General features: G+C 71.0%; 22 protein-coding genes and 1 tRNA gene. 12 read left to right on the forward strand and 11 right to left on the reverse strand.

Annotated elements, in window-relative coordinates; all coding sequences use genetic code 11:
- Positions 1-104: 104 nt before the first annotated feature.
- Entirely contained in the window at positions 105-1388 is a 1284-nt protein-coding gene (locus tag ACFYS8_RS14210) for an adenylosuccinate synthase (RefSeq protein WP_387640389.1), read from the reverse strand.
- Positions 1389-1514: 126 nt separating this feature from the next.
- Between ACFYS8_RS14210 and ACFYS8_RS14215 the strand changes: the two genes are divergently transcribed.
- The 3 genes from ACFYS8_RS14215 to purM all read left to right on the forward strand — a co-directional run bounded on the left by ACFYS8_RS14215 (position 1515) and on the right by purM (position 5245).
- Complete coding sequence (locus tag ACFYS8_RS14215; protein ID WP_387640392.1) at positions 1515-2327, forward strand: diacylglycerol kinase; 813 nt, start codon at positions 1515-1517, stop codon at positions 2325-2327.
- 160 nt (positions 2328-2487) lie between these two features.
- Entirely contained in the window at positions 2488-4074 is a 1587-nt protein-coding gene (gene purF / locus ACFYS8_RS14220) for an amidophosphoribosyltransferase (RefSeq protein WP_387640395.1), read from the forward strand.
- A gap of 94 nt (positions 4075-4168) precedes the next feature.
- A complete protein-coding gene (purM, locus tag ACFYS8_RS14225; RefSeq protein ID WP_387640397.1) occupies positions 4169-5245 on the forward strand; it encodes a phosphoribosylformylglycinamidine cyclo-ligase in 1077 nt (358 codons plus the stop codon).
- A gap of 153 nt (positions 5246-5398) precedes the next feature.
- Here the strand turns inward: purM and ACFYS8_RS14230 are convergent, their stop codons facing one another.
- Entirely contained in the window at positions 5399-5638 is a 240-nt protein-coding gene (locus tag ACFYS8_RS14230; RefSeq protein WP_387640400.1) for a DUF3073 domain-containing protein, read from the reverse strand.
- 373 nt (positions 5639-6011) lie between these two features.
- A complete protein-coding gene (locus tag ACFYS8_RS14235) occupies positions 6012-7154 on the reverse strand; it encodes a Glu/Leu/Phe/Val dehydrogenase dimerization domain-containing protein (protein ID WP_387640401.1) in 1143 nt (380 codons plus the stop codon).
- A 161-nt stretch (positions 7155-7315) separates the two neighbouring features.
- Here ACFYS8_RS14235 and ACFYS8_RS14240 point away from each other — a divergent pair, with 161 nt between their 5' ends.
- On the forward strand, positions 7316-8254 hold the full coding sequence (locus ACFYS8_RS14240) for a hypothetical protein (RefSeq protein ID WP_387640403.1): 939 nt from the start codon (positions 7316-7318) through the stop codon (positions 8252-8254).
- A 496-nt stretch (positions 8255-8750) separates the two neighbouring features.
- On the forward strand, positions 8751-8957 hold the full coding sequence (gene bldC / locus ACFYS8_RS14245) for a developmental transcriptional regulator BldC (protein WP_030459248.1): 207 nt from the start codon (positions 8751-8753) through the stop codon (positions 8955-8957).
- A 361-nt stretch (positions 8958-9318) separates the two neighbouring features.
- On the opposite strand, the gene ACFYS8_RS14250 is transcribed toward bldC, so the two are convergent.
- Positions 9319-9392, reverse strand: a tRNA-Asp gene (locus ACFYS8_RS14250).
- Between the two features lie 94 nt (positions 9393-9486).
- Positions 9487-13449 (reverse strand): ATP-dependent RNA helicase HrpA, encoded by a 3963-nt coding sequence (hrpA, locus tag ACFYS8_RS14255; protein WP_387640407.1) that lies wholly within the window; start codon positions 13447-13449, stop codon positions 9487-9489.
- 202 nt (positions 13450-13651) lie between these two features.
- On the opposite strand from hrpA, the gene ACFYS8_RS14260 reads away from it, so the two are divergent.
- The 5 genes from ACFYS8_RS14260 (at position 13652) to ACFYS8_RS14280 (ending at position 17595) form a co-directional block, all read left to right on the forward strand.
- Positions 13652-14017, forward strand: coding sequence for a hypothetical protein (locus tag ACFYS8_RS14260; RefSeq protein ID WP_387640409.1), 366 nt, complete (start codon positions 13652-13654; stop codon positions 14015-14017).
- A gap of 67 nt (positions 14018-14084) precedes the next feature.
- Positions 14085-15266, forward strand: a complete 1182-nt coding sequence (locus tag ACFYS8_RS14265) for a hypothetical protein (RefSeq protein ID WP_387640411.1) — start codon at positions 14085-14087, stop codon at positions 15264-15266.
- A 137-nt stretch (positions 15267-15403) separates the two neighbouring features.
- Positions 15404-16615 (forward strand): hypothetical protein, encoded by a 1212-nt coding sequence (locus ACFYS8_RS14270; RefSeq protein WP_387640414.1) that lies wholly within the window; start codon positions 15404-15406, stop codon positions 16613-16615.
- Between the two features lie 133 nt (positions 16616-16748).
- Positions 16749-17117: a VOC family protein gene (locus ACFYS8_RS14275; protein ID WP_387640417.1), complete on the forward strand. Its 369-nt coding sequence runs from the start codon at positions 16749-16751 to the stop codon at positions 17115-17117.
- Positions 17118-17160: 43 nt separating this feature from the next.
- Positions 17161-17595, forward strand: coding sequence for a PGPGW domain-containing protein (locus ACFYS8_RS14280; protein WP_387640419.1), 435 nt, complete (start codon positions 17161-17163; stop codon positions 17593-17595).
- Position 17596: 1 nt separating this feature from the next.
- Here the strand turns inward: ACFYS8_RS14280 and ACFYS8_RS14285 are convergent, their stop codons facing one another.
- From ACFYS8_RS14285 to ACFYS8_RS14300, 4 genes are all read right to left on the reverse strand, one after another.
- Positions 17597-18283 (reverse strand): oxygenase MpaB family protein, encoded by a 687-nt coding sequence (locus tag ACFYS8_RS14285; protein ID WP_387640421.1) that lies wholly within the window; start codon positions 18281-18283, stop codon positions 17597-17599.
- Entirely contained in the window at positions 18280-19512 is a 1233-nt protein-coding gene (locus ACFYS8_RS14290; protein WP_387640424.1) for an MAB_1171c family putative transporter, read from the reverse strand. The genes ACFYS8_RS14285 and ACFYS8_RS14290 overlap by 4 nt, the downstream gene beginning before the upstream one ends.
- Positions 19505-19981 carry a hypothetical protein gene (locus ACFYS8_RS14295; RefSeq protein ID WP_387640426.1) on the reverse strand — a complete coding sequence of 159 codons (477 nt, stop codon included), beginning with the start codon at positions 19979-19981 and terminating at the stop codon, positions 19505-19507. Before ACFYS8_RS14295 ends, ACFYS8_RS14290 begins: the two co-directional genes overlap by 8 nt.
- A 95-nt stretch (positions 19982-20076) precedes the next feature.
- Complete coding sequence (locus tag ACFYS8_RS14300) at positions 20077-20514, reverse strand: helix-turn-helix domain-containing protein (RefSeq protein ID WP_387640429.1); 438 nt, start codon at positions 20512-20514, stop codon at positions 20077-20079.
- Between the two features lie 409 nt (positions 20515-20923).
- Here ACFYS8_RS14300 and ACFYS8_RS14305 point away from each other — a divergent pair, with 409 nt between their 5' ends.
- Positions 20924-21952: a glycosyltransferase family 2 protein gene (locus ACFYS8_RS14305; protein ID WP_387640432.1), complete on the forward strand. Its 1029-nt coding sequence runs from the start codon at positions 20924-20926 to the stop codon at positions 21950-21952.
- On the opposite strand, the gene ACFYS8_RS14310 is transcribed toward ACFYS8_RS14305, so the two are convergent.
- Positions 21953-22219 (reverse strand): hypothetical protein, encoded by a 267-nt coding sequence (locus tag ACFYS8_RS14310; RefSeq protein ID WP_387640435.1) that lies wholly within the window; start codon positions 22217-22219, stop codon positions 21953-21955.
- Between the two features lie 111 nt (positions 22220-22330).
- Here ACFYS8_RS14310 and ACFYS8_RS14315 point away from each other — a divergent pair, with 111 nt between their 5' ends.
- Positions 22331-22915: a TetR family transcriptional regulator gene (locus ACFYS8_RS14315; RefSeq protein ID WP_387640438.1), complete on the forward strand. Its 585-nt coding sequence runs from the start codon at positions 22331-22333 to the stop codon at positions 22913-22915.
- Between the two features lie 222 nt (positions 22916-23137).
- Here the strand turns inward: ACFYS8_RS14315 and ACFYS8_RS14320 are convergent, their stop codons facing one another.
- On the reverse strand, positions 23138-24382 hold the full coding sequence (locus ACFYS8_RS14320; RefSeq protein ID WP_387640440.1) for a plasmid pRiA4b ORF-3 family protein: 1245 nt from the start codon (positions 24380-24382) through the stop codon (positions 23138-23140).
- Between the last annotated feature and the right edge of the window lie 35 nt (positions 24383-24417).

Raw genomic sequence — 24417 nt, forward strand, 5'->3', positions numbered from 1 at the left:
GCAGCTTTGCACTAGGCGCAAGCGATATCTGTACTAGTGCAAATGCAGCGCCACGCAAAAGGCCCGGCACCCCCGCGACAGGGGTGCCGGGCCTTCAGGCCGTCCTACAGGAAGGAGTTGATCTGGATGGTCTCGGTCCGGCCGGGGCCGACACCGATCGCCGAGATCGGCGCGCCCGACATCTCCTCCAGCGCCTTCACGTACGCCTGCGCGTTCTTCGGCAGGTCGGAGAAGGTCTGCGCCTTCGAGATGTCCTCGCTCCAGCCGGGCAGGTTCTCGTAGATCGGCTTCGCGTGGTGGAAGTCGGTCTGGTTGTACGGGAGTTCCTCGACCCGGCGGCCGTCGATCTCGTACGCGACGCAGACCGGGATCTGCTCCCAGCCGGTCAGCACGTCCAGCTTGGTCAGGAAGAAGTCGGTCAGGCCGTTGACCCGGGTCGCGTAGCGGGCGACCACCGCGTCGAACCAGCCGCAGCGCCGGTCGCGGCCGGTGGTGACACCGCGCTCGCCGCCGATCCGCCGCAGCGCCTCGCCGTCCGCGTCCAGCAGCTCGGTCGGGAACGGGCCCGAGCCGACGCGGGTGGTGTAGGCCTTCAGGATGCCGATCACCCGGTCGATCTTGGTGGGACCGATGCCGGAGCCGGTGCAGGCGCCGCCCGAGGTCGGGTTCGACGAGGTGACGAACGGGTACGTGCCGTGGTCCACGTCGAGCAGGGTGCCCTGGCCGCCTTCGAGCAGCACGACCTTGTTGGCCTTCAGCGCCTCGTCCAGGACGTAGGTGGTGTCCGCCAGGTACGGCTTGATCTTGTCGGCGTAGCCCAGGTACTCCTCGAGCACCAGGTCGGCCGGGATCGCGCGGCGGTTGTAGAGCTTGACCAGGAGCTGGTTCTTGTCGTGCAGCGCCGCTTCGATCTTCTGGCGCAGGATCGACTCGTCGAACAGGTCCTGGACCCGGATGCCCACGCGGTTGATCTTGTCCGCGTAGGACGGGCCGATGCCGCGGCCGGTGGTGCCGATCCGGCGCTTGCCGAGGAAGCGCTCGGTGACCTTGTCCAGCGTCCGGTGGTACGGGGTGATCAGGTGGGCGTTGCCCGAGATCAGCAGCTTGGAGGTGTCGATGCCGCGGTCGTTCAGGCCCTGCAGCTCGGAGAGCAGCACGCCCGGGTCGATGACCACGCCGTTGCCGATCACCGGCACCACGTTCGGGCTGAGGATGCCGGAAGGCAGCAGGTGGAGGGCGTACTTCTGGTCGCCGATGACCACCGTGTGACCGGCGTTGTTGCCGCCCTGGTAGCGGACGACGTAGTCGACGGAGCCTCCGAGCAGGTCGGTGGCCTTCCCCTTGCCCTCGTCTCCCCACTGGGCACCAACGAGCACGAGTGCCGGCACAGGCGTACACCCCTTCCGGTTGGGGCATCCTGCGAAGACCGCAGTCTGCCCCGAGATGGACGAAGCCCCTGGCGCAATGGCGCAAGGGGCTCTTGCACCGAGAGATTACCTGAGGAAGGACCGGTCGTGTCGTCGCTGTCCACGCCCGTATCCCGCCCCCCGGACGCCGAGGGGGCCGGGCCGCTCCTGGTGGTGCTGGACCCTTCGGCCAGGCAGGCGGACGGCGAATCGGTGCGGATCGCCAAGGATGTGCTGTGCGGCGGGGCCGACGTGAAAGTCACCCTGCCGGAGAGCCCGTCCGAGCTGGACCGGGTGCTTCAGCACCGGGGCAGGAGGCGGGCCGTGGTGATCGGCTCGGACCAGGCGCTGCAGCGGGTGTTGCAGGCGCTGCACCGGCAACGCGAGCTGGACGCCGACCCGGTCGGACTGGTGCCGGTCGGGGGTCCGGTGGCCACCGCGACGGCCCGTCTGCTGGGGGTGCCGGCCGAGCCGGTCGCGGCCGCCCGGACGGTGCTGGCGGGCAGTGCGCGGCGGCTCGGACTGCTGCTCGACGACGGTGGCGGAGTGGTGCTCTCGGAGGTCCGTTTCACCGGCCCCAGGCAGGGCCGAACGGGTGGCTGGCGTTCGCTATGGGCGAAACTTGCTGCGGCCGAGCAGGCGAGCCCCTCCGGATCCGAGGAATTGCGCATCGAGGCCGACGGCCGGCTGCTGGCCGACGTCCACCAGCGGGTGCGCCACCTCCGGGTCGCCATGGTCGACGGCGCCATGGAACTCGCCCTCGAGCTGGACGGCAGCCCGCAGCGCCACCGGGCCGGCCGGCTCACGGTGGCCGGGCGCGGCTTCGGCTACGAGGCCGACGGCTGCCCGGTCGGCCCGGTCCGCCACCGCACCTGGACGGTCCGTCCGGACTCCTGGCGGCTGCTGCTGCCCGCCGGGTGAGCAGGCTCACAACGCCGGTCGTCCGGGCCTGCGAAGGCTTGATGACAAGGGCGTGAAGCCGGTCACCGTCCGTGTCGAAAACTGGTAAGGGGCGGGGTCTACGCGCGTACCGCGAGGCTGCCATCAGGGCGTTCCCGCCGACTGCCCTAGACTCGGAGACGTGCCACGTGGTGACGGACGACTCAACCACGATCTTCTTCCCGGTGAGAAAGGCCCCCAGGACGCTTGTGGCGTCTTCGGTGTCTGGGCTCCCGGCGAGGAGGTCGCCAAGCTCACGTACTTCGGCCTCTATGCCCTGCAGCACCGCGGACAGGAATCCGCGGGCATTGCAGTGAGCAACGGCTCCCAGATTCTCGTCTTCAAGGACATGGGACTTGTCTCCCAGGTCTTCGACGAGACCTCCCTGGGGTCGCTGCACGGGCATATCGCCGTCGGACATGCCCGCTACTCGACCACCGGGTCCTCGGTCTGGGAGAACGCCCAGCCGACCTTCCGGGCGACCGCCAACGGTTCGCTGGCCCTCGGCCACAACGGAAACCTGGTCAACACCGCCGAACTCGCGGCGAAGGTCGCCGAACTGCCCGGCGAGGAGCACGTCTCCCGCTCCGGGCGGACCGCGGCGACCAACGACACCGACCTGCTGACCGCTCTGCTGGCAGGCCACGCCGAGCTGACCATCGAGGAAGCCGCGCAGCAGGTGCTGCCGGGCGTCAAGGGCGCGTTCTCGCTGGTCTTCATGGACGAGCACACGCTCTACGCCGCCCGTGACCCGCAGGGCATCCGCCCGCTGGTGCTCGGCCGGATCGAGCGCGGCTGGGTGGTCGCCTCCGAGACCTCGGCCCTCGACATCGTCGGCGCCAGCTTCATCCGCGAGGTGGAGCCCGGCGAGCTGATCGCCATCGACGAGAACGGCATGCGCTCCTCGCGCTTCGCCGAGGCCAAGCCCAAGGGCTGCGTCTTCGAGTACGTGTACCTGGCCCGCCCGGACACCTCGATCGCCGGCCGCAACGTGCACCTCTCCCGGGTGGAGATGGGCCGCAAGCTGGCCGCCGAGGCCCCCGCCGACGCCGACCTGGTGATAGCGACTCCCGAATCCGGCACCCCCGCCGCGATCGGCTACGCCGAGGCCAGCGGGATCCCGTTCGGCTCCGGCCTGGTGAAGAACGCCTACGTGGGCCGCACCTTCATCCAGCCCAACCAGACCATCCGCCAGCTGGGCATCCGGCTGAAGCTCAACCCGCTCAAGGAAGTCATCCGGGGCAAGCGCCTGGTGGTCGTGGACGACTCGATCGTCCGCGGCAACACCCAGCGCGCGCTGGTGCGGATGCTCCGCGAGGCCGGTGCGGCCGAGGTCCACATCCGGATCTCCTCGCCGCCGGTGAAGTGGCCGTGCTTCTTCGGCATCGACTTCGCCACCCGCGCCGAGCTGATCGCCAACGGCCTGTCGGTCGACGAGATCGGCCGCTCGCTGGGCGCCGACTCGCTGGCCTACATCTCCATCGAGGGGATGATCGAGGCCACCAAGCAGCCCAAGGACAACCTCTGCCGGGCCTGCTTCGACGGCGAGTACCCGATGGAGCTGCCGGACCCGGCGCTGCTCGGCAAGCTGCTGCTGGAGGCGGAGATCGCCGGCGGCCAGTCCAAGCAGCAGCAGCCCGTCCGCGGCGGCAAGCAGACCAGCGACCTCGACGGCGTGCAGTCGCTGCTGGGCGGCGCCGGCGCGGCGGACGCGCTGCGACGCCCGTAACCAGGCGCACCGCCCCCGGCCTCCGGGCCGGGGGCACCCCGTCCCGGCTCCGGCCGGGGGAGGCAGCACCACCACTTCGAAAGGGCCACACCAGGTGACCAGCAACGAGACCGGGGCGACCTACGCCGCCGCGGGTGTCGACATCGAGGCCGGCGACCGTGCCGTCGAGCTGATGAAGCAGTGGGTGAAGAAGACCAACCGTCCCGAGGTCCTGGGCGGCCTGGGCGGCTTCGCCGGACTGTTCGACGCCTCCGCCTTCAAGCGCTACGAGCGCCCGCTGCTGGCCTCCGCCACCGACGGCGTGGGCACCAAGGTGGCCATCGCCCAGGCCATGGACAAGCACGACACCATCGGCCACGACCTGGTCGGCATGGTCGTCGACGACCTCGTGGTGTGCGGCGCCGAGCCGCTGTTCATGACCGACTACATCTGCGTCGGCAAGGTCGTCCCGGAGCGGGTCGCCGCCATCGTCAAGGGCATCGCCGAGGGCTGCACGCTGGCCGGCTGCTCGCTGATCGGCGGCGAGACCGCCGAGCACCCGGGCCTGCTCGGCCCCGACGAGTACGACGTGGCCGGCGCCGGCACCGGCGTGGTCGAGGCCGACGCGCTGCTCGGCGCGGACCGGGTCCGGGCCGGTGACGTGGTCATCGCGATGGCCGCCTCCGGCCTGCACTCCAACGGCTACTCGCTGGTCCGGCACGTGCTGCTGAACCAGGCCGGCTGGAAGCTCGACCGCCAGGTCGAGGAGTTCGGCCGCACCCTCGGCGAGGAGCTGCTGGAGCCGACCCGGATCTACACCCTGGACTGCCTGGCGCTCACCCGCGCCACCGAGATCCACGCCTTCTCGCACGTCACCGGCGGCGGCCTGGCCGCCAACCTGGCCCGGGTCATCCCGGACCACCTGCACGCCCGCCTGGACCGCGGCACCTGGAGCCCGCTGCCGGTGTTCCAGACCGTCGCCAAGGTCGGCCAGATGCAGACCCTGGAGATCGAGAAGACCCTCAACATGGGCGTCGGCATGGTCGCCGTCGTCCCGCCGGAGTCGGTCGACGTGGTCATGTCGGTGCTGGAGGACCGCGGCGTCGAGGCGTGGCTGCTCGGCGACGTGGTCGAGCGCGACGCGGAGCACGACGGCGGCGCGGCGCTGTACAACGCCTACGAGGCGTTCTGATCCGGGCACGCTGAAGGGCCCCGCCACGGCGGGGCCCTTCTCATGAGCGTGAACCACCGGCTCATGCCACGAACACCGGCTGTCGCGAACAGGTACGCCGAAAACCGGCCCGGCACCCGCAGGGAGTGCCCGGACCGGTCCGGTCGAAGAACGTTACGCGCGGCGACGAGTCGGAGGGGTGTCCTCGTCGTCGTCGTCCTCGTCGTCGTACATGTCCGCGTACGCCGCGTAGGGGTCGTCCTCGTCGTCGTCCTCGATCGGCTCAGGCTCGATCGCGGTGGACGGAGATACACCCAGCTCGTGAGACAGACGGTTAGCGTCGAACCCGCCGCTGTTGTACTTCAGCTCGCGGGCGACCTTCGTCTGCTTGGCCTTGGCCCGGCCGCGCCCCATGGGTCGACCCCCTCAACGGTGGGGCTCACGGCCCCGAGTCTGACACGTGTTGATGATCAGGTCCGGCCTGCCCGAAGTGGGAAACCGTCCCTTGGAGCATTAACGGTACCTGCTTCCGCCGCCGGACGGTACGTCGCCGGTGTGACGTGGCGCGCACCCAAGCTCCCTCGAACCAGGTCCGCCCAGGTCAGAGGGGAATTTCGGGGCTTTGGCAGGCTGTCCGGCGCGATGCCGGTCCCGTCGTTCCTGCAGAGATTATCCCCCGAAGGAGGCGCGGTATCGCCCGTTCGGGGGACTAACTGAGAATCCGGTTCCACATCGTGATGCGCGGGGCGGGGCGGCGCCGGCCCCGCGCATCACGAAGCGTGGCGGGTCAGCTCCGGCGGGCGGCCGGCAGCAGGACCGAGCGCAGCGCGCTGATCTCCCGCATCCGCTTCTCGGCGAGCCGGTCGGCGGCCACCGCCGGCGGGATGCCGTCGGCGGCGGCCCGGGTGAAGATCTCCAGCGTGGTGTCGAAGATCTTCGTCGCCTTGTTCTTCGCCCGGTCGAAGTTGAAACCCTCGATCTCGTCGGCGACCTGGATCACGCCACCGGAGTTCACCAGGTAGTCGGGCGCGTACAGGATGCCGCGGTCGGCGAGGTCCTTCTCCACACCCGCGTGGGCGAGCTGGTTGTTGGCCGCGCCGCAGACGATCGAGGTGCCGGCCGCGCCGAGCGCCCCCACCGTCTCGTCGGTGAGCGCGCCGCCGAGCGCGCACGGGGCGTACACGTCCAGGTCCGAGGCGAGCAGGGCGGCGGTGTCGGCCACCACCTCGACCTCGGGGTGGGCGGCCCGGACCCGGTTCACGGCGGCCTCGGAGACATCGGTGACGACCACGGTGGCGCCGTCCGCGACCAGGTGGCCGACCAGGTAGTGGCCGACCTTGCCGACACCCGCCACGCCGACCCGCTTGCCGCGCAGGGTCGGCTGGCCCCAGCGGGCCTGGGCGGAGGCCCGCATGCCCTGGAAGACGCCGAAGGAGGTGAGGACGGAGGAGTCGCCGGCGCCGCCGTGCTCGGGCGAGCGGCCGGTGACGAACTCGGTCTCCCGGGCGATCACGTCCATGTCCTGGACGTACGTGCCCACGTCGCAGGCGGTGACGTAGCGGCCGCGCAGGGTCTGCACGAAGCGCCCGTAGGCGCGCAGCATCGCCTCGTTCTTGTCCTGGTTCGGGTCGCCGATGATCACGGCCTTGCCGCCGCCGAGGTCGAGCCCGGCGAGGGCGTTCTTGTAGCTCATTCCGCGGGAGAGGTTCAGGGCGTCGGTCAACGCCTCCTCCTCGCTCGCGTACGGGAAGAACCGGGTGCCGCCGAGCGCCGGGCCGAGGGCGGTCGAGTGGATGGCGATGATCGCCTTGAGACCGGTGGAACGGTCGTGGCAGAGCACGACCTGCTCGTGCCCGTCGCCCTCCTGGCCGGTGCCGAAGACTCGGCCCAACACGCCTGGTGCGGGGTGCGTGGTGTGTACGTCGGTCACGGTGGTGACTCCAGCAATGATGGCCCGCGACGGTGGTGCGGGCGTCTGGTCGAAGCCTACGTCCGGGGCCGCCTTCGAATCTGCCCCCGGACGGGCCCCGAGCAATAACGATCGAAGCCTTCTCGGCGACACCCTGACGCGTCCGTGAGGCGCATGCGACCATGCGGAGCGTGACCGCCCCGCGCACCTCCGTGCTCCCGCCGTACACCGCCCAGTTGCGGGTCTACGAGCCGTTGGCCGCCTACCCCGAGCCGGACCGCGGCCGCTGGCAGGCCTACGCGGCCGCACACGGCCCCGACGCGGACGGGCCGGGCCGGCCGGTGACCGGCGCCGCGCTCGCCGAACAGCGCGCCGCCCTGGCCGCGCTGGCCGCCCTGACGCCCCGTCCGCTGCCCGACCAGGAGGACGGGCAGGCCTACGTCCGGCTCGCGGACGGCGTCACCTACATCTGCCCGTGGACGACCCGGCTGCGCGGCTGGCTGGCCCTGCAGGAGCTGCGCCGCACGCTGCCCGCGCACCTGGTGGACACCGTGCTGCCGTCGCCGCTGCGGGCCGCCGCGGAGGCCGAGCGGGCGCAGTGGCAGCAGGACCACCCCGACGCCCGGCCGTGGATCCGCGCCAGCCGCTGGGAGGTGCCACTGCACTGGTTCCTGGCGTTCGGCGAGGAGGACCGCCACCACCTGCCGGCCGGCGAGTACGGCTCCGCCGGGGACGGCGAACGGCCGGAGCCCGCCGCGCTGTTCTACCTGACGCCGATGGTGCAGGCCCGCCGCCGGGTGGCCCGGGCCTACCGGGCGCTGCGTACCGCCGTCCCCACGGCCGAGGTGCCGGGCAGCGCGGCCGGTGCGGCGCTCGCGGAGGGGGCGGAGGAGATCGGCCGCTGGCTGGAGGAGTTCCACCCGCGCTCGCTGGTGGAGCTCGACTACGGCGGCCTGGTGCAGCTGCTCGGCCCGCGGGCGCTGGCCGAGGAGCGCTCGGTGGGCGAACTCGCGGACGGCCTGGCCGCCCTGCGGACCGGCGACACCGTGTCGGCACAGCGCTGCTACGAGGCCCTGTCGGCGCGCTGGCGGCGGGTGCTGGCACTGCGGCAGGCCTCCTGAGCTTGATCGGCCCGGTGACGGGGGAAGCTCAGAGGGGCTGAGGGGGCGTCAGAAAATGCCCCCTGGTCGAATGGAGGTGCGAGGGGAGAGGATGGTCCATACCATTGGGCGGGTTTTTGGGACGATGGTCCCAGATCGGGTCAATAGCCGAGAAACGTGACACTACTCACCGTTGACGCCAACTCAGACCTATGTGCCAAAATGGGACAACCAACCCAAGCCCTCTCGGGCGTGCGCACCGTGACCGGACGTCACCGGTGCGTAACTGTCCGCTATGGGGTGGTCCATGGCCATCCGTCGCCCTTGAACCCGTGAGGGGTCAATTTTGACGGTTTGGCCGATAGGGCTGGACGGATGGTGTAGTTGTAGACACCAGGACAAGCCGTTCGTCCTATAACCGACTCGGCCCGTCCGTGCCATTTCGGGCATCACGGGTCAAGGTGCAGAATTTGAAGGATAGAACCGCCCTGGTTCGGTTCTCCCGAGGAGGCCGCTCATGACCGCTCGTACCCCTGACGCCGAGCCCCTGCTGACGCCGGCAGAGGTCGCCACCATGTTCCGCGTGGACCCCAAGACGGTGACCCGCTGGGCCAAGGCCGGCAAGCTCACGTCGATTCGGACCCTCGGCGGCCACCGCCGTTACCGCGAGGCGGAGGTGCGTGCCCTGCTGGCCGGTATTCCGGCCCAGCGCACCGAGGTCTGATCCCCGGCATTTCCCCCGGGCGCCCACTCCCGACTCCGCCGGGTCGGGAACGCGCTCGGCAGGTCTCAAGGGCCGCCTCTCCGACTCCGCCGGGTCGGGGGAGCGGCCCTTCGGCATGTTCCGGCAGTTCTCGGTGGGTCGGGGCCGGAATGCGGGATTCCTGTGGGGCTGGTGGGGGTGGGGGGAATTCCCGGCAATGACAGTGCAATTTTACATATTAAATCTGGGGCCTTTGCGGGGATGCCCTGGAAGTCGCTTCCTGAAAGGGCGTCAGTGACGGTGATCACAGCACCGTTATCTTGTGCGCGCCGGGGAAAAGCGATAGGGCCCGGAACTCGAAGTTCCGGGCCCTACACTCTTGCGATCCCGACGGGACTTGAACCCGCGACCTCCACCTTGACAGGGTGGCGAGCTAACCAACTGCTCCACGGGACCAGTGATCTGATCCTTGCCCGCTTGCTCTCGCTTGCGAACAAGACAGATCGTAACGCATCTCTGCCCCCCAGGTCGAACCGGCTCCGGGCCGGCCTCAGAGGGTCGCCGCGGCGGCCTCCATCGCCTTCAGGATGCGCTTCTCCGACACCGGCGTCGGCGTGCCCAGCCCCTGCGCGAAGAAGCTCACCCGCAGCTCCTCGATCATCCAGCGGACCGACCGGATCTCCGCCGACGGCTCCCGGCCGGCCGGGACCTTCGCCAGCAGCTCGCCGTACGCCTGCTGCACCGCCTGCACCTTCAGCAGGTTCTGCAGGTCGCGCTGCGGATGGTCGGGCAGCGCCTCCAGGCGGCGGTCCACGGCGATCAGATAGCGCTTCAGGTCGCCCAGGCGCTGCCAGCCGGTGTCGGTGACGAAGCCCGGGTGCACCAGCGAGGCCAGGTGCAGGCGGACGTCGTTCACCGCGGACAGCAGCACCGGGCTGGAGACCGACTTCAGCCGGTTCGACGCCTTGTGGAAGCCGATCAGCGCCGCCGCGGTCTTCAGCGTGGTGTCCGCCGACAGCTCGTACAGGTCCGCCCGGACCTTGTCGTACAGCGTCGTGAACGCCTCCAAGTCCCAGGCCACGCCGCCCGACAGGGTCATCAGGCGGTCGGTGGCGGCCGCCACGACGTCCTCGAACAGCGCCGGGATCGAGCCGTGCGGGTTGTACGACAGCGCCAGCTTCGCCTGATTGCCCAGGCGGCCCTGGATCGACTTGGCGGGCGAGTTGATCTGCAGCATCAGCAGCCGGCGGGTGCCCTCCCACATGGCGCGCTGCTGGGCCTCGGGGGTGTCGAACAGCTTGATGCCGACGCTCGAACCCTCGTCCACCAGCGCCGGGTATGCGCGCAGCGCGTGGCCGCGCGAGCGCTGCTCGAAGGTGCGCTGCAGGACCGGCAGGTCGGTGGGCCAGGCGGTCAGGCCGGTGCGCTCGATGCCGCGGCCGGACGCCGCGCTGGACAGCGTCGCCGACAGCTTCGGGCGCAGGCCCTGGCGCAGCTCCTCCAGGTCCTTGGACTCGGCGAGCTTCCGCTTGCCGTCCACCACCCGGAAGGTGACCTTCAGGTGGTCGGGGATCCGCTCCTCGTCCCAGGCCTCCGGCGGGATCGGCAGGCCCGACATCCGGTGCAGCACCCGCTCCAGGGTCGGCAGCAATGGCTCCTGGCGGTCGGTCAGCTCGCGCATGGCGGCCCGGGCGTAGTCCGGGGCGGGCACGAAGTTGCGGCGGATCGCCTTCGGCAGCGAGCGGATCCAGGCGGTGACGAGCTCCTCGCGCAGGCCCGGGATCTGCCAGTCGAAGCCGTCCGCGACCACCTGGTTGAGCACCGCGAGCGGGATGTGCACCGTCACGCCGTCCGCGTCGCTGCCCGGCTCGAACTGGTAGGTCAGCGGGAAGCGCAGCTTGCCCTGCTGCCAGACGTCCGGGTAGTCGGCCTCGGTGACGCCGTCCGCGGAGTCGTTGATCAGCATCGACTTCTCGAAGCCCAGCAGGTCGGGCTGGTCGCGGCGGGTCTTCTTCCACCAGGCGTCGAAGTGCCGGGCGGAGACGATGTCCTCGGGCAGGCGGGCGTCGTAGAAGTCGAACAGGGTCTGGTCGTCGACCATGATGTCCCGGCGGCGGGCCCGGTTCTCCAGCTCCTCGACCTCGTCGAGCAGCCGGCGGTTCTCCGCGAAGAACTTGTGGTGGGTCTCCCAGTCACCCTCCACCAGGGCGGAGCGGATGAACAGTTCGCGGCACAGCTCGGGCTCGACCCGGCCGTAGTTGATCTTGCGCTGGGCGACGATCGGCAGGCCGTACAGGGTGACCTTCTCGTAGGCCAGCACCGCGCCGGCCTTCTTCTCCCAGTGCGGCTCGCTGTAGCTGCGCTTGATCAGGTGCGGGGCGAGCGGCTCCACCCACTCCGGCTCGATCTTCGCGTTGATCCGGGCCCACAGCCGGGAGGTCTCCACCAGCTCGGCGGACATCACCCAGCGCGGCGGCTTCTTGAACAGTCCCGAACCGGGGAACACCGCGAACCGGGCGCCCCGGGCGCCCGCGTACTCGCGCTTCTCCACGTCGAACAGGCCGAGGTGGGACAGCAGGCCGGAGAGCAGCGCCTGGTGGATCCGGTCCGCGTCCGGCTCGGCGTCCTCATGAGGCTCCTCGATGGTGACGCCGAGCTGCTTGGCGATGGTGCGCAGCTGGACGTAGACGTCCTGCCACTCCCGTATCCGCAGGTAGTTGAGGAACTCGGACTTGCACATCCGGCGGAACGCGGAGGAGGACAGTTCCTTCTGCTGCTCCCTGACGTAGCGCCACATCGCCAGGTAGGAGAGGAAGTCGGAGGTCTCCGAGTGGAAGCGGCGGTGCCGTTCGTCGGCGGCCTGGCGCTTCTCGGCGGGGCGCTCGCGCGGGTCCTGGATGGACAGTGCGGAGGCGATCACCATCACGTCGCGGACGCAGCCGAGACGGTCGGCCTCCAGCACCATGCGGGCCATCCGCGGGTCGACCGGGAGCTGCGCGAGCTTGCGGCCGAGCGGGGTGAGGCGCTTGCGGTGGTCCTTCTCGGCCGGGTCCAGGGCACCCAGCTCGTGCAGCAGGTTGACGCCGTCCTTGATGTTGCGGGAGTCCGGCGGGTCGAGGAACGGGAAAGCGGCGATGTCGCCGAGGTTCGCCGCGGTCATCTGCAGGATGACGGAGGCCAGGTTGGTGCGGAGGATCTCCGCGTCGGTGAACTCGGGGCGGGAGAGGAAGTCCTCCTCCGAGTACAGGCGGATGCAGATGCCGTCCGAGGTACGGCCGCAGCGGCCCTTGCGCTGGTTGGCGCTGGCCTGGCTGATCGCCTCGATCGGCAGGCGCTGGACCTTGGTGCGGTGGCTGTAGCGGGAGATCCGGGCGGTGCCCGGGTCGATCACGTACTTGATGCCGGGGACGGTCAGCGAGGTCTCGGCGACGTTGGTGGCGAGCACCACCCGGCGCTGCGTGGACCGTTGGAAGACCCGGTGCTGTTCGGCGGAGGAGAGCCGGGCGTACAGCGGGAGGATCTCGGTGAACTTCAGTTTCAGCTTGGTCAGCGCGTCGGCGGTGTCGCGGATCTCGCGCTCGCCGGAGAGGAACACCAGGATGTCGCCCGGGCCTTCGGCCTGGAGCTCCTCGACCGCGTCGCAGATCCCCTGGATCTGGTCGCGGTCGCGGTCGAGCTCCTCTTCCTCGACGTCGTCATCCAGGAGCGGCCGATATCGGACCTCGACCGGGTAGGTGCGGCCGGAGACCTCGATGATCGGGGCGTCGTCGAAGTGTTCGGCGAAGCGTTCCGGGTCGATGGTGGCCGAGGTGATGATCACCTTGAGGTCGGGGCGACGGGGGAGCAGCTGCTTGAGGTAGCCGAGCAGGAAGTCGATGTTCAGGCTGCGCTCGTGCGCCTCGTCGATGATCAGGGTGTCGTACTGGCGCAGGTCCCGGTCGGTCTGGATCTCGGCCAGCAGGATGCCGTCCGTCATCAGCTTCACCAGGGTGTCCTGGCCGGCCTGGTCGGTGAACCGGACCTTCCAGCCGACGGCCTCGCCGAGCGGGGTGTTCAGCTCCTCGGCGACGCGCTCGGCGACCGTGCGGGCGGCGATCCGGCGGGGCTGGGTGTGGCCGATCAGGCCCTGGATGCCGCGGCCGAGCTCCAGGCAGATCTTCGGGATCTGGGTGGTCTTTCCGGAGCCGGTCTCGCCCGCCACGATCACCACCTGGTGGTCGCGGACGGCGGCCAGGATCTCGTCCTTCTTCTGCGCGACCGGCAGTTCCTGCGGGTAGCGGATTTCCGGGACCGCCGCCCGGCGGTCGGACACCCGCAGTTCGGAGCGGTCGAAGTCGATGGCCAGCTCGGCCAGGATCTTGTCGCGGGCCTCGCTCGACCGGACCTTGCGGGTGCCCTCCAGGCGGCGGCCGAGGCGCTGCATGTCGCGCAGCATCAGGCCGGGCAACCGGGCGGCCAGCTCCGCGAGCGTGGGGGCGGGCTGCGGGGCTACGGGAGAACTCACTGCGGGCATCCCTCTAGGTTGCATAAAGGCGGGGCCGGGGCGCACCTCGGTTTTTGTTGCGAGCTTCCAGTGTCACAGGCGCGGCGCTCGGACCGCGAACACCCGCCCGGAGGTCAACCGCAGGTATTGACGGGCACCCGCCCGTTTCGCTCGAAGGCAGTACTGACTAGCCTGGGGGCAACGGTTTGACGGGGAACAGGGGGAGTTTCTGATGGGCTTTTTTGGCGACGTAGGTGAGGTGTTCAGCGACGTCGGCCACCTGGTCGGCGACGTGGCCAAGGTCGGCAAGGACATCGTCATGGCGCCGGCCGAGATCGCGCACTGGGCGCTCGGCAAGATGTTCGGGGACGCCGACGCCGAGCTGAACAAGATCGCGCAGGAGCTGGCCGAGATGGCCAAGCAGGTCGAGCAGCTGGGTGGGGACGTCAACTCGCTGCTGTCGCACATGTCCTGGCACGGTGCCGCGGCGGACGCGTTCACCGCGCACGCCCAGGGCCGGGTACGGGAGCTGAACGGGGTCGCGGACGAGCTCAACCAGCTCGGCGACTCGGTGAAGCGCCTCGCCAGCGTGCTGTGATCCGGATCCGGACGGTGGAGATCGTCCGGGGCCCGGCCGCGGACGGAGAACGAGGGGACGTCCTTCGATGACGGGGAACATGTTCGGCTTCCGGCCGGAGGAGCTGCTGCGGATCCAGCGCGACTTCGAGCAGCTCAACCAGCGCATGGCGGAGATGACCCAGCAGGTCGGGCACATCCGGGCGACGGTCGCGAAGGCGGCGGCCACCGATGTGTTCTCCGGCGCCATCCTGGGGATCGTCGGCGCGGGCGCGGTGCTCGCCGAGGTGAAGCGGGACGTCGACGACATCAGCCACAAGGCCGACGCGCTGATGGAGACCAAGAAGAAGCTCACCCAGGAGCTGGGCCAGGACGCGGCAAAGATCAAGAAGCTCATCGCCCGGTACGCGGCGGTCGAGAAGAAGATCGCCGAGGAGATGAACAAGCCCAAGGGCGAGATCCAGCCGCCGAAGTCGCCGCACACCGGCATCGCCGGTGTGGGCCCCGGCGGGGGTGGCGGCAGCAGCGGTGGCGGTGATGGTGGCGGCGGTCATGCCGAGCAGCCGAAGTCCCCGCACACCGGCACCGACGGCGTCGGCCACGGCGGCGGCGGTGGCGGTGGTGGTGGCGGCGGGAGCCGCGCGCCGCAGCCGAAGTCGCCGAGGACCGGCAACGACAGCGGCGGTGGCGGCGGCACCGGCACGCCGTCCGGCGGGCCCGGTGGGAAGCACGACGGGCCGAAGCTCAAGGACCGCTCGACCGGTGACTGGAACACCAAGATCATCAACGGCAGCGGCTGGGACTCCTGGTCCAGCAAGAAGCACCGGAAGAACGGCGAAGGCCTCGGCGTGAAGGCCAGGCCCAATCTGGACGGGCTGTCGGCGGAACGCCGGGCCATGGTGGAGCGCGCGCTGGAACGCGCCGAGCACAAGCTCGGCTACAGCCAGGGCGCCGTCACCAACGGCTACCGGGTGGACTGCTCGGGCCTGGTGTCCTGCGCCTGGGGCCTGCCCGGCCCGGGTCTGAACACCATCGGTCTGATGCAGGGCAACGTGTCGCACCACATCGGGAAGGCCGATCTGCAGCCCGGCGACGCGATGATCTCCAACGATCACACGGTGCTGTTCGGCGGCTGGGTGGACGCTGCCCACACCCGCTACATCGGCATCGAGGACAGTGGCGACGCGGGCATGGTCTCCCGGGAGATCCCCTACCCGTACTTCCACGGCGGCTCGGCCTACCAGCCGTACCGCCGCAACGGCGTCGACTGACGCGGGCTCACCGCATCGGGCCCGGCCTGGGGTTGACCACCCCCGGCCGGGCCCCTTGCGGTCCGTTGCGAGAGACTTGGACCAGTTTTGGGGCGCGCGGCCAGGGGGGCCGTCGCCGTGGCAGGGGGGCGTGTGCGATGACGGGGAATCAGTTCGGCTTCCGGCCGGACGAAATGCTGAAGATCATGCAGGACTTCCAGCAGCTGAACCAGCGCATGGCCGAGATGACCCAGCAGATCGGGCACATCAAGGCCACGGTCGCCAAGGCGGCGGCCACCGACGTGTTCTCCGGTTTCATGGCGGGAGTCGTCGGGGCGGGCGCGGTGCTCTCCGAGGTGAAGCGGGACGTCGACGACATCAGTCAGAAGGCCGACGCGCTGATGCAGACCAAGGAGAAGCTCACCAAGGAGCTCGGCGAGGACGCGGCGAAGCTCAAGAAGACGATCGACCGGTACCACCAGGTCGAGCAGGGCATCGCCGACATCCTCAACAAGCCGCACGGCGAGGGCACGCCGCAGCCGAAGTCGCCGAGCACCGGCATCGCCGGCGTCGGCAACGGCGGTGGCGGCAGCGGTGGCGGCGGGAGCCACCCGGACCAGCCGAAGTCGCCGAACACCGGTGGCGACGGCGCGGGCGGCCACGGCGGTGGCGGCGGTGGCGGCACGGGCGGTGGCGGTGGTGGCGGGAGCCACGCGCCGCAGCCGAAGTCGCCGAACACCGGCGGCGGGGACTCCAGCGGCAACGACGGCTCCGGGATCTCCACCCGTCCGGGCGGCCTGCACGACGGCCCGAAGATCAAGGACCGGTCCAGCGGCGACTGGAAGACCTCGATGATCAACGGCAGGGGCTGGGACGACTGGTCGCCCACCCACAAGTGGCACCCGCGCAACGGCCAGGGCGGCGGCGTGGTGGACCAGCCGCACCTGGACGGGGTCTCCGACGAGCGCAAGGCGATGGTCGAGCGGGCGATGGAGCGGGTCGAGCGCAAGCTCGGCTACAGCCAGGGCGCCGTCACCAACGGCTACCGGGTCGACTGCTCCGGCTTCGTCTCGGCGGCCTGGGGCCTGTCCACCGCGGGTGGTGGCACCTCGACCGGCCCGCTGATCAGCGAGAGCGCGGGCATCGCGCACCACATCAACAAGAGCGACCTGATGCCCGGCGACGCGCTGGTGATCCACCACGAGAGCGGCGACAAGAACCAGCACGTGGTGCTGTTCGGCGGCTGGGCGGACGCCGCGCACACCAAGGCGATCATCCTGGAGGACTCCGGCAGCAACGGCTGCATCTCGCACGAGGTGGCGATGTCGAAGCTGTCCGGCTACACCGCGATCCGCAAGAACGGCATGTGACCGGGCCGGCGTCCCCCCGGCCCGGGCGCCGGGGGGACGCCGCTGGTCAACCGCTATTGACCTGAAGCACGCTTGAAGTCCTACCGTCGAGGTGCGTGAGATCACCCCGCTCCGGAACGAGAGGCCGTGCACCATGCCCATAGAGCTCAACCACACCATCGTGGCCGCCCGCGACCGGCGGGCCACCGCCGACTTCCTGACCGGCCTGCTCGGGCTGCCCGAGGCCGAGGTCCACGAGCCGTTCCTGGCCGTGCAGCTGGGCAACCGGGTGACGCTCGACGTGATGACCGCCGCGGGCCCGATCACCCCGCAGCACTACGCGTTCCTGGTCTCCGAGGACGAGTTCGACGCGATCTTCGGCCGGATCGAGGCCCAGGGCCTGACCTACTGGGCCGACCCGTTCTCCCAGCAGCCCGGCCGGGTCAACCACTGGAACGGCGGCCGCGGCGTGTACGTGAAGGACCCGGACGGGCACAGCATCGAGGCACTGACCAGGCCCTGAGCGCTCCCGCCGGTTCACTCGCCGGTCCGGTTACCGTGGAGTGATGAGCGAACAGCAGCGGCCGGCATTCGAAGCGGACCCGGGCACCGTCCACCCGGTGGCCAGGGTGGCCCTCGGGACGGCCGGGGTCACCCTGATCTCGGTCGGCCTGGTGCTGCTGGTGCTGCCCGGCCCGGGCACGCTGCTCCTGCTGGCCGGGCTGATCCTGCTGGCCCGGGCGGTCCCGGCGCTGTCCCGGTACGTCGAGCCGGTCCGGGTGCGGGCGATGGCGGGCGTCGAGGCCAGCGTCGCCTCGCGCTGGCGGATCGCCGGCACGGTGCTGGTCGGGCTCGGCATGATCGGCGCCGGCACGGTCGCGGTGCTGGTGCCGAGCCTGCCGCTGGCGGGCTGGGCGACCGGGCTGAGCCTGATGCTGTCGGGCCTGATCCTGCTCGGCCTGATGGTCTGGAGCCACCGCCGGGTGCACGGCTCGCGGTAGTTCAGCGCGCCAGCCGGAAGGCGGTGGCGGCGGCCGCGCGCAGGGGCCAGGCGGGGCGGGGGACGTCGAAGGCGGCCCGCAGCGGGGCGTCCAGCAGGGCGGTGGCGAAGGCCGGGGCGTGCCGGGCCAGTGGGCCGGGCAGGCGGGCCGCGAACAGGCCGGAGACGGCCTGCCAGAGGGCCCGGCCGGCCGGGCTGGGCGCGAACCGGGCGGCCTCGAACTCGCGCATCCAGGCGGCGATCCCGTCCAGGCCGGGGCCGGGCAGCGCGGGCAGCTCCAGGGCGGCGGCCAGCTCGGCCTGGAAGGCGAACGCGGCCTCCCGCTCGGCGGGCGTCACGCCGCCGTTCCGGGCGGTGAACTCCACCGGGCAGACGGTGAAACAGGCCAGCACGTAGCGCATCAACTCGGCGTCCACGCCCGGCAGCCGGTGCATCGCGGCGAGCTCGGCGACGATCTTCCGGCCAGGGCCGCTGTTCACCCCGTGGCCGATCAGCGCGAACATCATGGCGCCGGTGGCCTTCGCCCGGGCCTTCGGCGCGGACGTCAACTTGCCGGTGGCGGACAGCACTTCGGCGATCTCGGGGACGGCGAAGGTGCGCACGAAGCCGAGCGTCAGGCCGACCCGGGCACGCTGCGGGGCCCGCCGCAGCACCAGCGCGGCGAACGCGTCCCGGGGCGGTTCCGTCATCGTGCCTGCTCGGCCAACGCCCGTTCCAGCAGCGGGGATTGGAGGAACGAGGCGACCAGCACCAGGTGCGCGCGCTCCTCGGCGGGGTCGGCGTCCAGGCCGGGCAGCACCGGCTGCTCCTCGCGCGGGCGCGGCACCGCCCCGGCGGCCAGCGCGCCGACCGCGGAGCGCAGCGCGGCGGCGACCACCAGCGCGTCCCGCTCGTCGGTGCCGAGCGCGGCCTCGGCGGCGAACCGCTCGGCGCCGCGGACCGCCGCCGGGTCGATCCACGGGCGGAGCGTCAGCTGCCCGTCGCGGATCTCCAGGCCACGCCGGGTGGTGCGCCACTCCAGGTCGCGCAGTGCGGCGCGTTCGCGCCAGGCGGGCGACGGGCCCTCCAGCGCGAGTCGGCGGTCGGCCCGGTAGACCAGGTCCCAGAGCGGGCGCAGCGCCCGGAAGTCGCGGCGGCGCTGGGTCCAGGCGGCGCCGGCCGGGCCGGCGAAGCCGAGGGTGATGCCGACCGCGCCGAGCGCGGCGAAGAGCGGGCCGAGCGCGGTGCTCAGCCACTCGACGTCGTTGACGCCGGCGTACGCGAGGGCGATCGCGGCGAGCTTGCACACCACGTAGCCGCAGGCGGTGAGCGCGCCGGCGGCGATGAACCGGATGCCGCGGCGCAGCCAGCCGGCGGGGAGCCGGGCGGCGTGGCCGAGGCAGACCCGGCCGATGTCGATCAGCGAGAAGGCGTACAGGCCCTGGTAGAGCGTCAGGAACAGGGCGGTGGCGGCGCGCGGGGCGAAGGTGGTGTCGAAGGTGAGCGGCGTCTCGGGCCGGTACGGGCCGCCGATCAGGAACAGCGCCACCAGCACCGGTACCAGCGCGGCGAACACGGCGGTGCGGCGGCGCACCCGCCGCCGCAGCCGGTCGTCCAGCGGCGCCCACACCTCGGTGCCGGAGCGCTCCTCGGGCGGCGACCAGACCAGCGCGAGGACCACGGCGGCGGCGGAGAAGCCGATGATGCCCAGGTAGACCAGCAGGGTGGCCAGGTTGCCGACGCCGGTGACGTGGTCGATCGCCCGGTACAGCAGCGGGGAGGCCAGCAGGAAGGAGGTGGACGGCGAGGCGACCGCCAGGGCGACCACCAGCAGGCCGAAGGACGGCTCGCGCCGCCAGGCCCGCAGCTTCAGCCCGGCCACCACCCAGGCGGCACAGCCGATGCTCAAGTAGGCCAGGTTGTAGGGCAGTTCAGACATGCTGTCCCTTGCGGTGCTCCAGCGCGGGGGCGAGCTGCGAGGTGGTGCCGGCCCCCGGGGCGAGCACCAGGACGCGCATCAGTTCGGCGCCGAGCACCTCCGCCTCTTCTTCGGCGGCGTCGTCGTAGTGCGAGCGGCCGAGCACCAGCCGGAGCATCTCCGGGTCGATGGTGGGCAGTTCGACCAGCGTCGGGTCCTCGTCCGGCGACGGCGGCTCGCTCAGGTGCCCGCACAGCAGGTGTGCCAGTTCGTGGCAGACGATGTGCGCGCGGTGCAGCCCGGAGGTCTCCTGCTCGACGTGGATCACGTCCTCGGTGGACAGCCGTTCCACGAAACCGGACGGCTCGCCGACCCGCATCCGGCGCGGCGCGATCCGGATCGGCCGGTCCAGGTGCGCGGAGACCACTCCGCACAGTTCCTCGACGGTGCTCAGCGGCGGCAGACGCAGTTCGCGCGCCACCGCCCGCATCCGGCGGCGGGTCCTCCCGAGTCCGCTCCCCACACCACGCACGTCGACCCCCTCCGGGCGCCGCCAGTGTCCCAGCGGCACCTGCTGACGCTCCGTCACGTCGTCGGTCCGGCCTCGTCCGACTGGCCGGTGGGCAGGCCGACGGCCCGCCGCAACTGCTCCACAATAGTGAGTGCGGCGTCCTGCATCTCCGGCGGCAGGCCGGCCGCGCGCATGGCGATCCGCTCCACCCGGGCGTCGCGCAGCGCCTCGATCTTGCGCAGGTCGCGCTCGACCGCGCTGGCGGTCTCCGAGTCGGAGAAGTAGTCCAGCGGGACACCGAAGAACTTGGCGATCCGGACGGCGTTCTCCAGGCTCGGCTTCTGGGTGCCCTTGCGCAGGTTGCCGATGTACGTGCCGCTCAGCCCGGTGCCTTCGGCGATCTCGGAGTCCCGCCAGGGCCGGCCGAGGTCCTTGGGGTAGATCACCGCTATCAGACGCCGGAAACGGCTGGCGAAGTCCAGTGCTTCGGCGCGGGAGGAGTCCGTGGGCATGTGCCGGATCATAGAGGGTTCGTACCCCCGGGCGTATCCCCCCGATAACCCTGTTCTGAACGATCGTTGGGGAATTGGTGCGGAAAGCGTGCGGGCAGGTCGCCGCGGGCGCCCGTTCGTCACTCTTGAATCCACGATAGTTGACACAGCGTGGGCGGGATCGGCAGGATCGGCATCCTGATGCTCGGGCGCCGTTGCCCCACGGGGGTGGGCAGCGGCGCTCGTTCGGCGGGTTGCCGTGCGCCGTCGCGCGCACGCCCCGCGAACCGGAGCTTCCAGGCCCGCCGTCTCGGCGTCATCTTCCGTTAGCTACAAGGCAGTTCCGCGCCGATACGCTCCCCGCGTCCTCGCCCGGCGCCCGTCCGCCAGCACCACTCGGGCGCGCCCCGCCCGAAAGGCCGCGCTGCCGATGGCTCCCCGACTCTCCGTCGTCGTCCCCGTGTACAACGTCGAGCGGTACCTCGTCGACTGCCTGGACTCGATCGCCGACCAGAGCTTCGCCGACTTCGAATGCGTCCTGGTGGACGACGGCTCCACCGACACCAGCGCCGACCTCGCCGAGCAGTACACCGCCCGCGACCCGCGCTTCCGGCTGGTCCGCCAGCCCAACCGGGGCCTCGGCGCGGCCCGCAACACCGGCGTGCGCCACCTCACCGCCGGCACCGAGTACCTGGCCTTCGTCGACAGCGACGACACCCTGCCCACCCACGCCTACCGGCTGATGATCAGCACCCTGGACGAGACCGGCTCCGACTTCGCCACCGGCAACGCGCTGCGGCTGCGCAGCACCGGACTCGAACCCTCGCACGCGCACCGCCGCCCGTTCGCCGAGACCCGGCTGCGCACCCACGTCCGCGAACTGCCCGCCCTGGTCACCGACCGCACCGCCTGGAACAAGGTCTACCGCCGCACCTTCTACGCCGCGGCCGGCCTCGAGTACCCCGAGGGCATGCTGTACGAGGACGCCCCCGTCAGCGTCCCGCACCACTTCCTGGCGACCAGCGTCGACGTGCTGTCCGAGCCGGTCTACCACTGGCGGATCCGCGAGGACGGCGACCGCTCCATCACCCAGCGCCGCACCGACCCGCGCGGCCTGGCCGACCGGGTGCGCTCCATCGAACTCGTCCGCGGCTGGCTGCTGGACCGCCCCGAACCCGCCTTCCGCGACGACCTGCGGGCCTACGACCACAACACCCTGGTCGAGGAGATCCCGATGTTCTTCTGGACCGTCCCCGACGGCGACCGCGACTACCGGCACGCCTACCACCGGCACATCACCCGGCTGCTCAGCGCCATCGGCCCCGAACACCTTGCCGCGCTCCCACCCGTGCTGCGCCTCAAGTACCGCCTCACCGTGGCGGGCCGGCTGCACACCCTGTCCGGCGTCCAGCGCGCGCACCGCCGGGTCCGCAACACCCGCAAGGCGCTCCGCCGTTGATCAGCGGGCCCGCCGCCGCAGCAGCGCCACCCGGGCCTTCAGCAGCCCCGGGACGAACAGGTAGACCACGGCGGGAACCACCAGGGCGGTGATCGCCAGCACCCGCAGCGGCACCGCCAGGTCGCTCAGCGACGGGCCGAGCAGCAGCTGGACGACCGTGATCGACGGGAAGACGGCCATCCAGGTGATCAGCGCGCGGACGTGCACCGACGGGGCGGGGTGGGTGGTGGCGGTGGCGGTGGCGGCGGTGGCGGCGGTGGCGGCCATGGGGGTCTCCTCGGGGTGTGGGCGCGAACTGAGACGGTAGCCAACCAACTGGTTGGACGTCAACCATCCAGTTGGTTGGCAAGGTGCACCCTGCCGCCCTACGCTGAGCGCATGACTCAGGACCCGATGTCCACCAAGCAACGGCTGCTCGTCGCCGCCAGGGAAGAGTTCGCCGCGCACGGCATCGCGGGCGGCCGCGTGGACCGCATCGCGGAACTGGCCGGCGTCAACAAGGAGCGCATCTACGGCTGCTTCGGCAGCAAGCAGAAGCTCTTCGACGAGGTCGTCGCCGCCGCCCTCGACGAACTCACCGAAGCCGTCCCCCTCCAGGCCGGCGACGACCCCGCCGAATACGTCGGCCGGGTCTACGACTTCCACCGGGCCAACCCCGTCCTGGTCCGGCTCTTCCTCTGGGAAGGCCTGCACTACCGCGACGCCGCCCTCCCCAACGAGGCCCAGCGCGCCACCCACTACGAACAGAAGGTCGCCGCCCTCGCCGCCACCTTCGGCGCCGAAGCCTCCCCCCAGGTCGCCGCCTGCCTACTGAGCCTGATCGGCCTCGCCGCCTGGCCCACCGCCGTCCCCCAGATGACCCGCCTCATCCTCGGCACCACCCACCCCGACCTGCGCCCCCACGTCGTCGAGTTCGCCCGCCAGGCCCTGTCCGGCTCCCTCCCGATCCCCGCGGACGCCTGAGGCATGAAAAAGCCCCCGGGCGCGATGCGCTCGGGGGCTTTTCTGGCGGTGGCCAGGGCCGGGGTCGAACCGGCGACCTTCCGCTTTTCAGGCCAAGCCGGAGCGCCGGGATGCCCCAGTTCGGGCGCTTCTGCCGTCCGTGGACGGCTGCCCTCGGACGCCGTCATCCGCGCCGGTTGGCGTCAGCGCTGGCCTCAACCGGCCCGGGCGAGCCGGTTGGGCTCACCGGTCGAGAGCGCGGAGCCGCTGGTTCGTCCGGTGCAGGTCGAAGCGGGTCGGGTCGAAGCCGGCCGCTGTTTCGAGGCCGAGCCAGGACAGCAGATCCTCGCGCTCGGGATGGGAGGGGTCGCTGAGGGCCTGCTTGAGGTCGTCGTAGCCGCCCGCGCCGCTGCAGTCCTCGGGCGGGCAGGCTCCTGCCCCGTCGACGCACAGCGGGTAGTGGTGGCCCGCCTCGGCAACCACTTGGCGCTCGACGAGGATGCGGTGTTCCCACGAGTCACCGAAGTCGTAGGTGTAGTTGAGGAAGTCTCCCTCCTTGACCAAGGCGTCCAGGGCGGCGGCGGTCTCGTCGACGAAGTCGAGTTCGGAGGACGGAGGGCCGTAGTTGACGCCTTTCACGTCGAACGCGTGAAGATGGCAGTCCTGCCAGCCCATGGCGGTCTGGACGACCAGGTGCAGTCGGTCGAGGCGGAATCTGGCCGGGACCTGAACGCGGCGCCAGACGGCGGGCTGTTCCACATCGGCGAGTTCGATGCGGAGCTGGTAGACGGGATCGCCGGGGCGTGCTTCCCCGCGCAGCCGGGCCATGGCTTGACGGCCACGCGACGTGAGGGCGGCGGCGTCGCCGATGCGCTGGACCGAGCCGAGGCCGAGGAGTGTCGCCAGCACGCGGTCCACGTCGCGGTCGTTGCTCCGGCGCAGCAGTCGGAGACGCTCCTCGGGAAGCCCGTCGAGGACGTAGAACCCGGAGACCTTGTCCCACACTGCGGCCTGAAGCTTCTGCTCGGGAACCAGGTCGTCAGCGGCATACAGGGTCCTCAGCAGCACCCGAAGCCCGGCCGGGTACTCCTCGGCGAAGATCGAGTCGAACCACCCGGAGGGGAGCACCGTCTCGCCGATGCGTGGCAGGGCCTCGAACAGCGCGTCGAGGATGCGCTCGGGATCCTCCAGCACACGCGCGTTCTTCTTGACCGGCATCAGACGGCCGCCGGCGACCCGCAGCAGCCGGGCCGCCTTGGCCCATTCCACGAGCAGGTTCAGGTGGTACAGCTCCTGGCTGGACTTGGTCCTGAAGGTCCTGTCACCGATGACCGGGTCGACGGTGTCGCCGGTCTCCAGGAGCGCGACCAGGGCCCGCGCGTCGGCGAGGGTGACCTTGCCCGTCTGGGTGAGCTTGCGCCCTGCGCCGATCCAGCTGACGAGACCTCGGATCTGCTCGACGGTGCGTGGCTGCTCGGATTCCATCATCGGTTCCTGTCTGCCTCGGGCTTGACGGATTCCAT

The sequence above is a fragment of the Kitasatospora sp. NPDC004615 genome (assembly GCF_042873545.1).
In the GTDB taxonomy this organism is placed as follows: Bacteria; Actinomycetota; Actinomycetes; order Streptomycetales; family Streptomycetaceae; genus Kitasatospora.

Bases quoted from the DNA above. Each gene is read 5' to 3' on its own strand.
- ACFYS8_RS14230 (WP_387640400.1), bottom strand. From the start codon at position 5,638: ATGGGGCGCGGCCGGGCCAAGGCCAAGCAGACGAAGGTCGCCCGCGAG.
- ACFYS8_RS14240 (WP_387640403.1), top strand. From the start codon at position 7,316: ATGCGGAGCGTGACCGCCCCGCGCACCTCCGTGCTCCCGCCGTACACC.
- bldC (WP_030459248.1), top strand. From the start codon at position 8,751: ATGACCGCTCGTACCCCTGACGCCGAGCCCCTGCTGACGCCGGCAGAG.
- hrpA (WP_387640407.1), bottom strand. From the start codon at position 13,449: ATGCCCGCAGTGAGTTCTCCCGTAGCCCCGCAGCCCGCCCCCACGCTC.
- ACFYS8_RS14260 (WP_387640409.1), top strand. From the start codon at position 13,652: ATGGGCTTTTTTGGCGACGTAGGTGAGGTGTTCAGCGACGTCGGCCAC.
- ACFYS8_RS14265 (WP_387640411.1), top strand. From the start codon at position 14,085: ATGACGGGGAACATGTTCGGCTTCCGGCCGGAGGAGCTGCTGCGGATC.
- ACFYS8_RS14270 (WP_387640414.1), top strand. From the start codon at position 15,404: ATGACGGGGAATCAGTTCGGCTTCCGGCCGGACGAAATGCTGAAGATC.
- ACFYS8_RS14275 (WP_387640417.1), top strand. From the start codon at position 16,749: ATGCCCATAGAGCTCAACCACACCATCGTGGCCGCCCGCGACCGGCGG.
- ACFYS8_RS14280 (WP_387640419.1), top strand. From the start codon at position 17,161: ATGAGCGAACAGCAGCGGCCGGCATTCGAAGCGGACCCGGGCACCGTC.
- ACFYS8_RS14285 (WP_387640421.1), bottom strand. From the start codon at position 18,283: ATGACGGAACCGCCCCGGGACGCGTTCGCCGCGCTGGTGCTGCGGCGG.
- ACFYS8_RS14290 (WP_387640424.1), bottom strand. From the start codon at position 19,512: ATGTCTGAACTGCCCTACAACCTGGCCTACTTGAGCATCGGCTGTGCC.
- ACFYS8_RS14295 (WP_387640426.1), bottom strand. From the start codon at position 19,981: ATGCGGGCGGTGGCGCGCGAACTGCGTCTGCCGCCGCTGAGCACCGTC.
- ACFYS8_RS14300 (WP_387640429.1), bottom strand. From the start codon at position 20,514: ATGCCCACGGACTCCTCCCGCGCCGAAGCACTGGACTTCGCCAGCCGT.
- ACFYS8_RS14305 (WP_387640432.1), top strand. From the start codon at position 20,924: ATGGCTCCCCGACTCTCCGTCGTCGTCCCCGTGTACAACGTCGAGCGG.
- ACFYS8_RS14310 (WP_387640435.1), bottom strand. From the start codon at position 22,219: ATGGCCGCCACCGCCGCCACCGCCGCCACCGCCACCGCCACCACCCAC.
- ACFYS8_RS14315 (WP_387640438.1), top strand. From the start codon at position 22,331: ATGACTCAGGACCCGATGTCCACCAAGCAACGGCTGCTCGTCGCCGCC.
- ACFYS8_RS14320 (WP_387640440.1), bottom strand. From the start codon at position 24,382: ATGATGGAATCCGAGCAGCCACGCACCGTCGAGCAGATCCGAGGTCTC.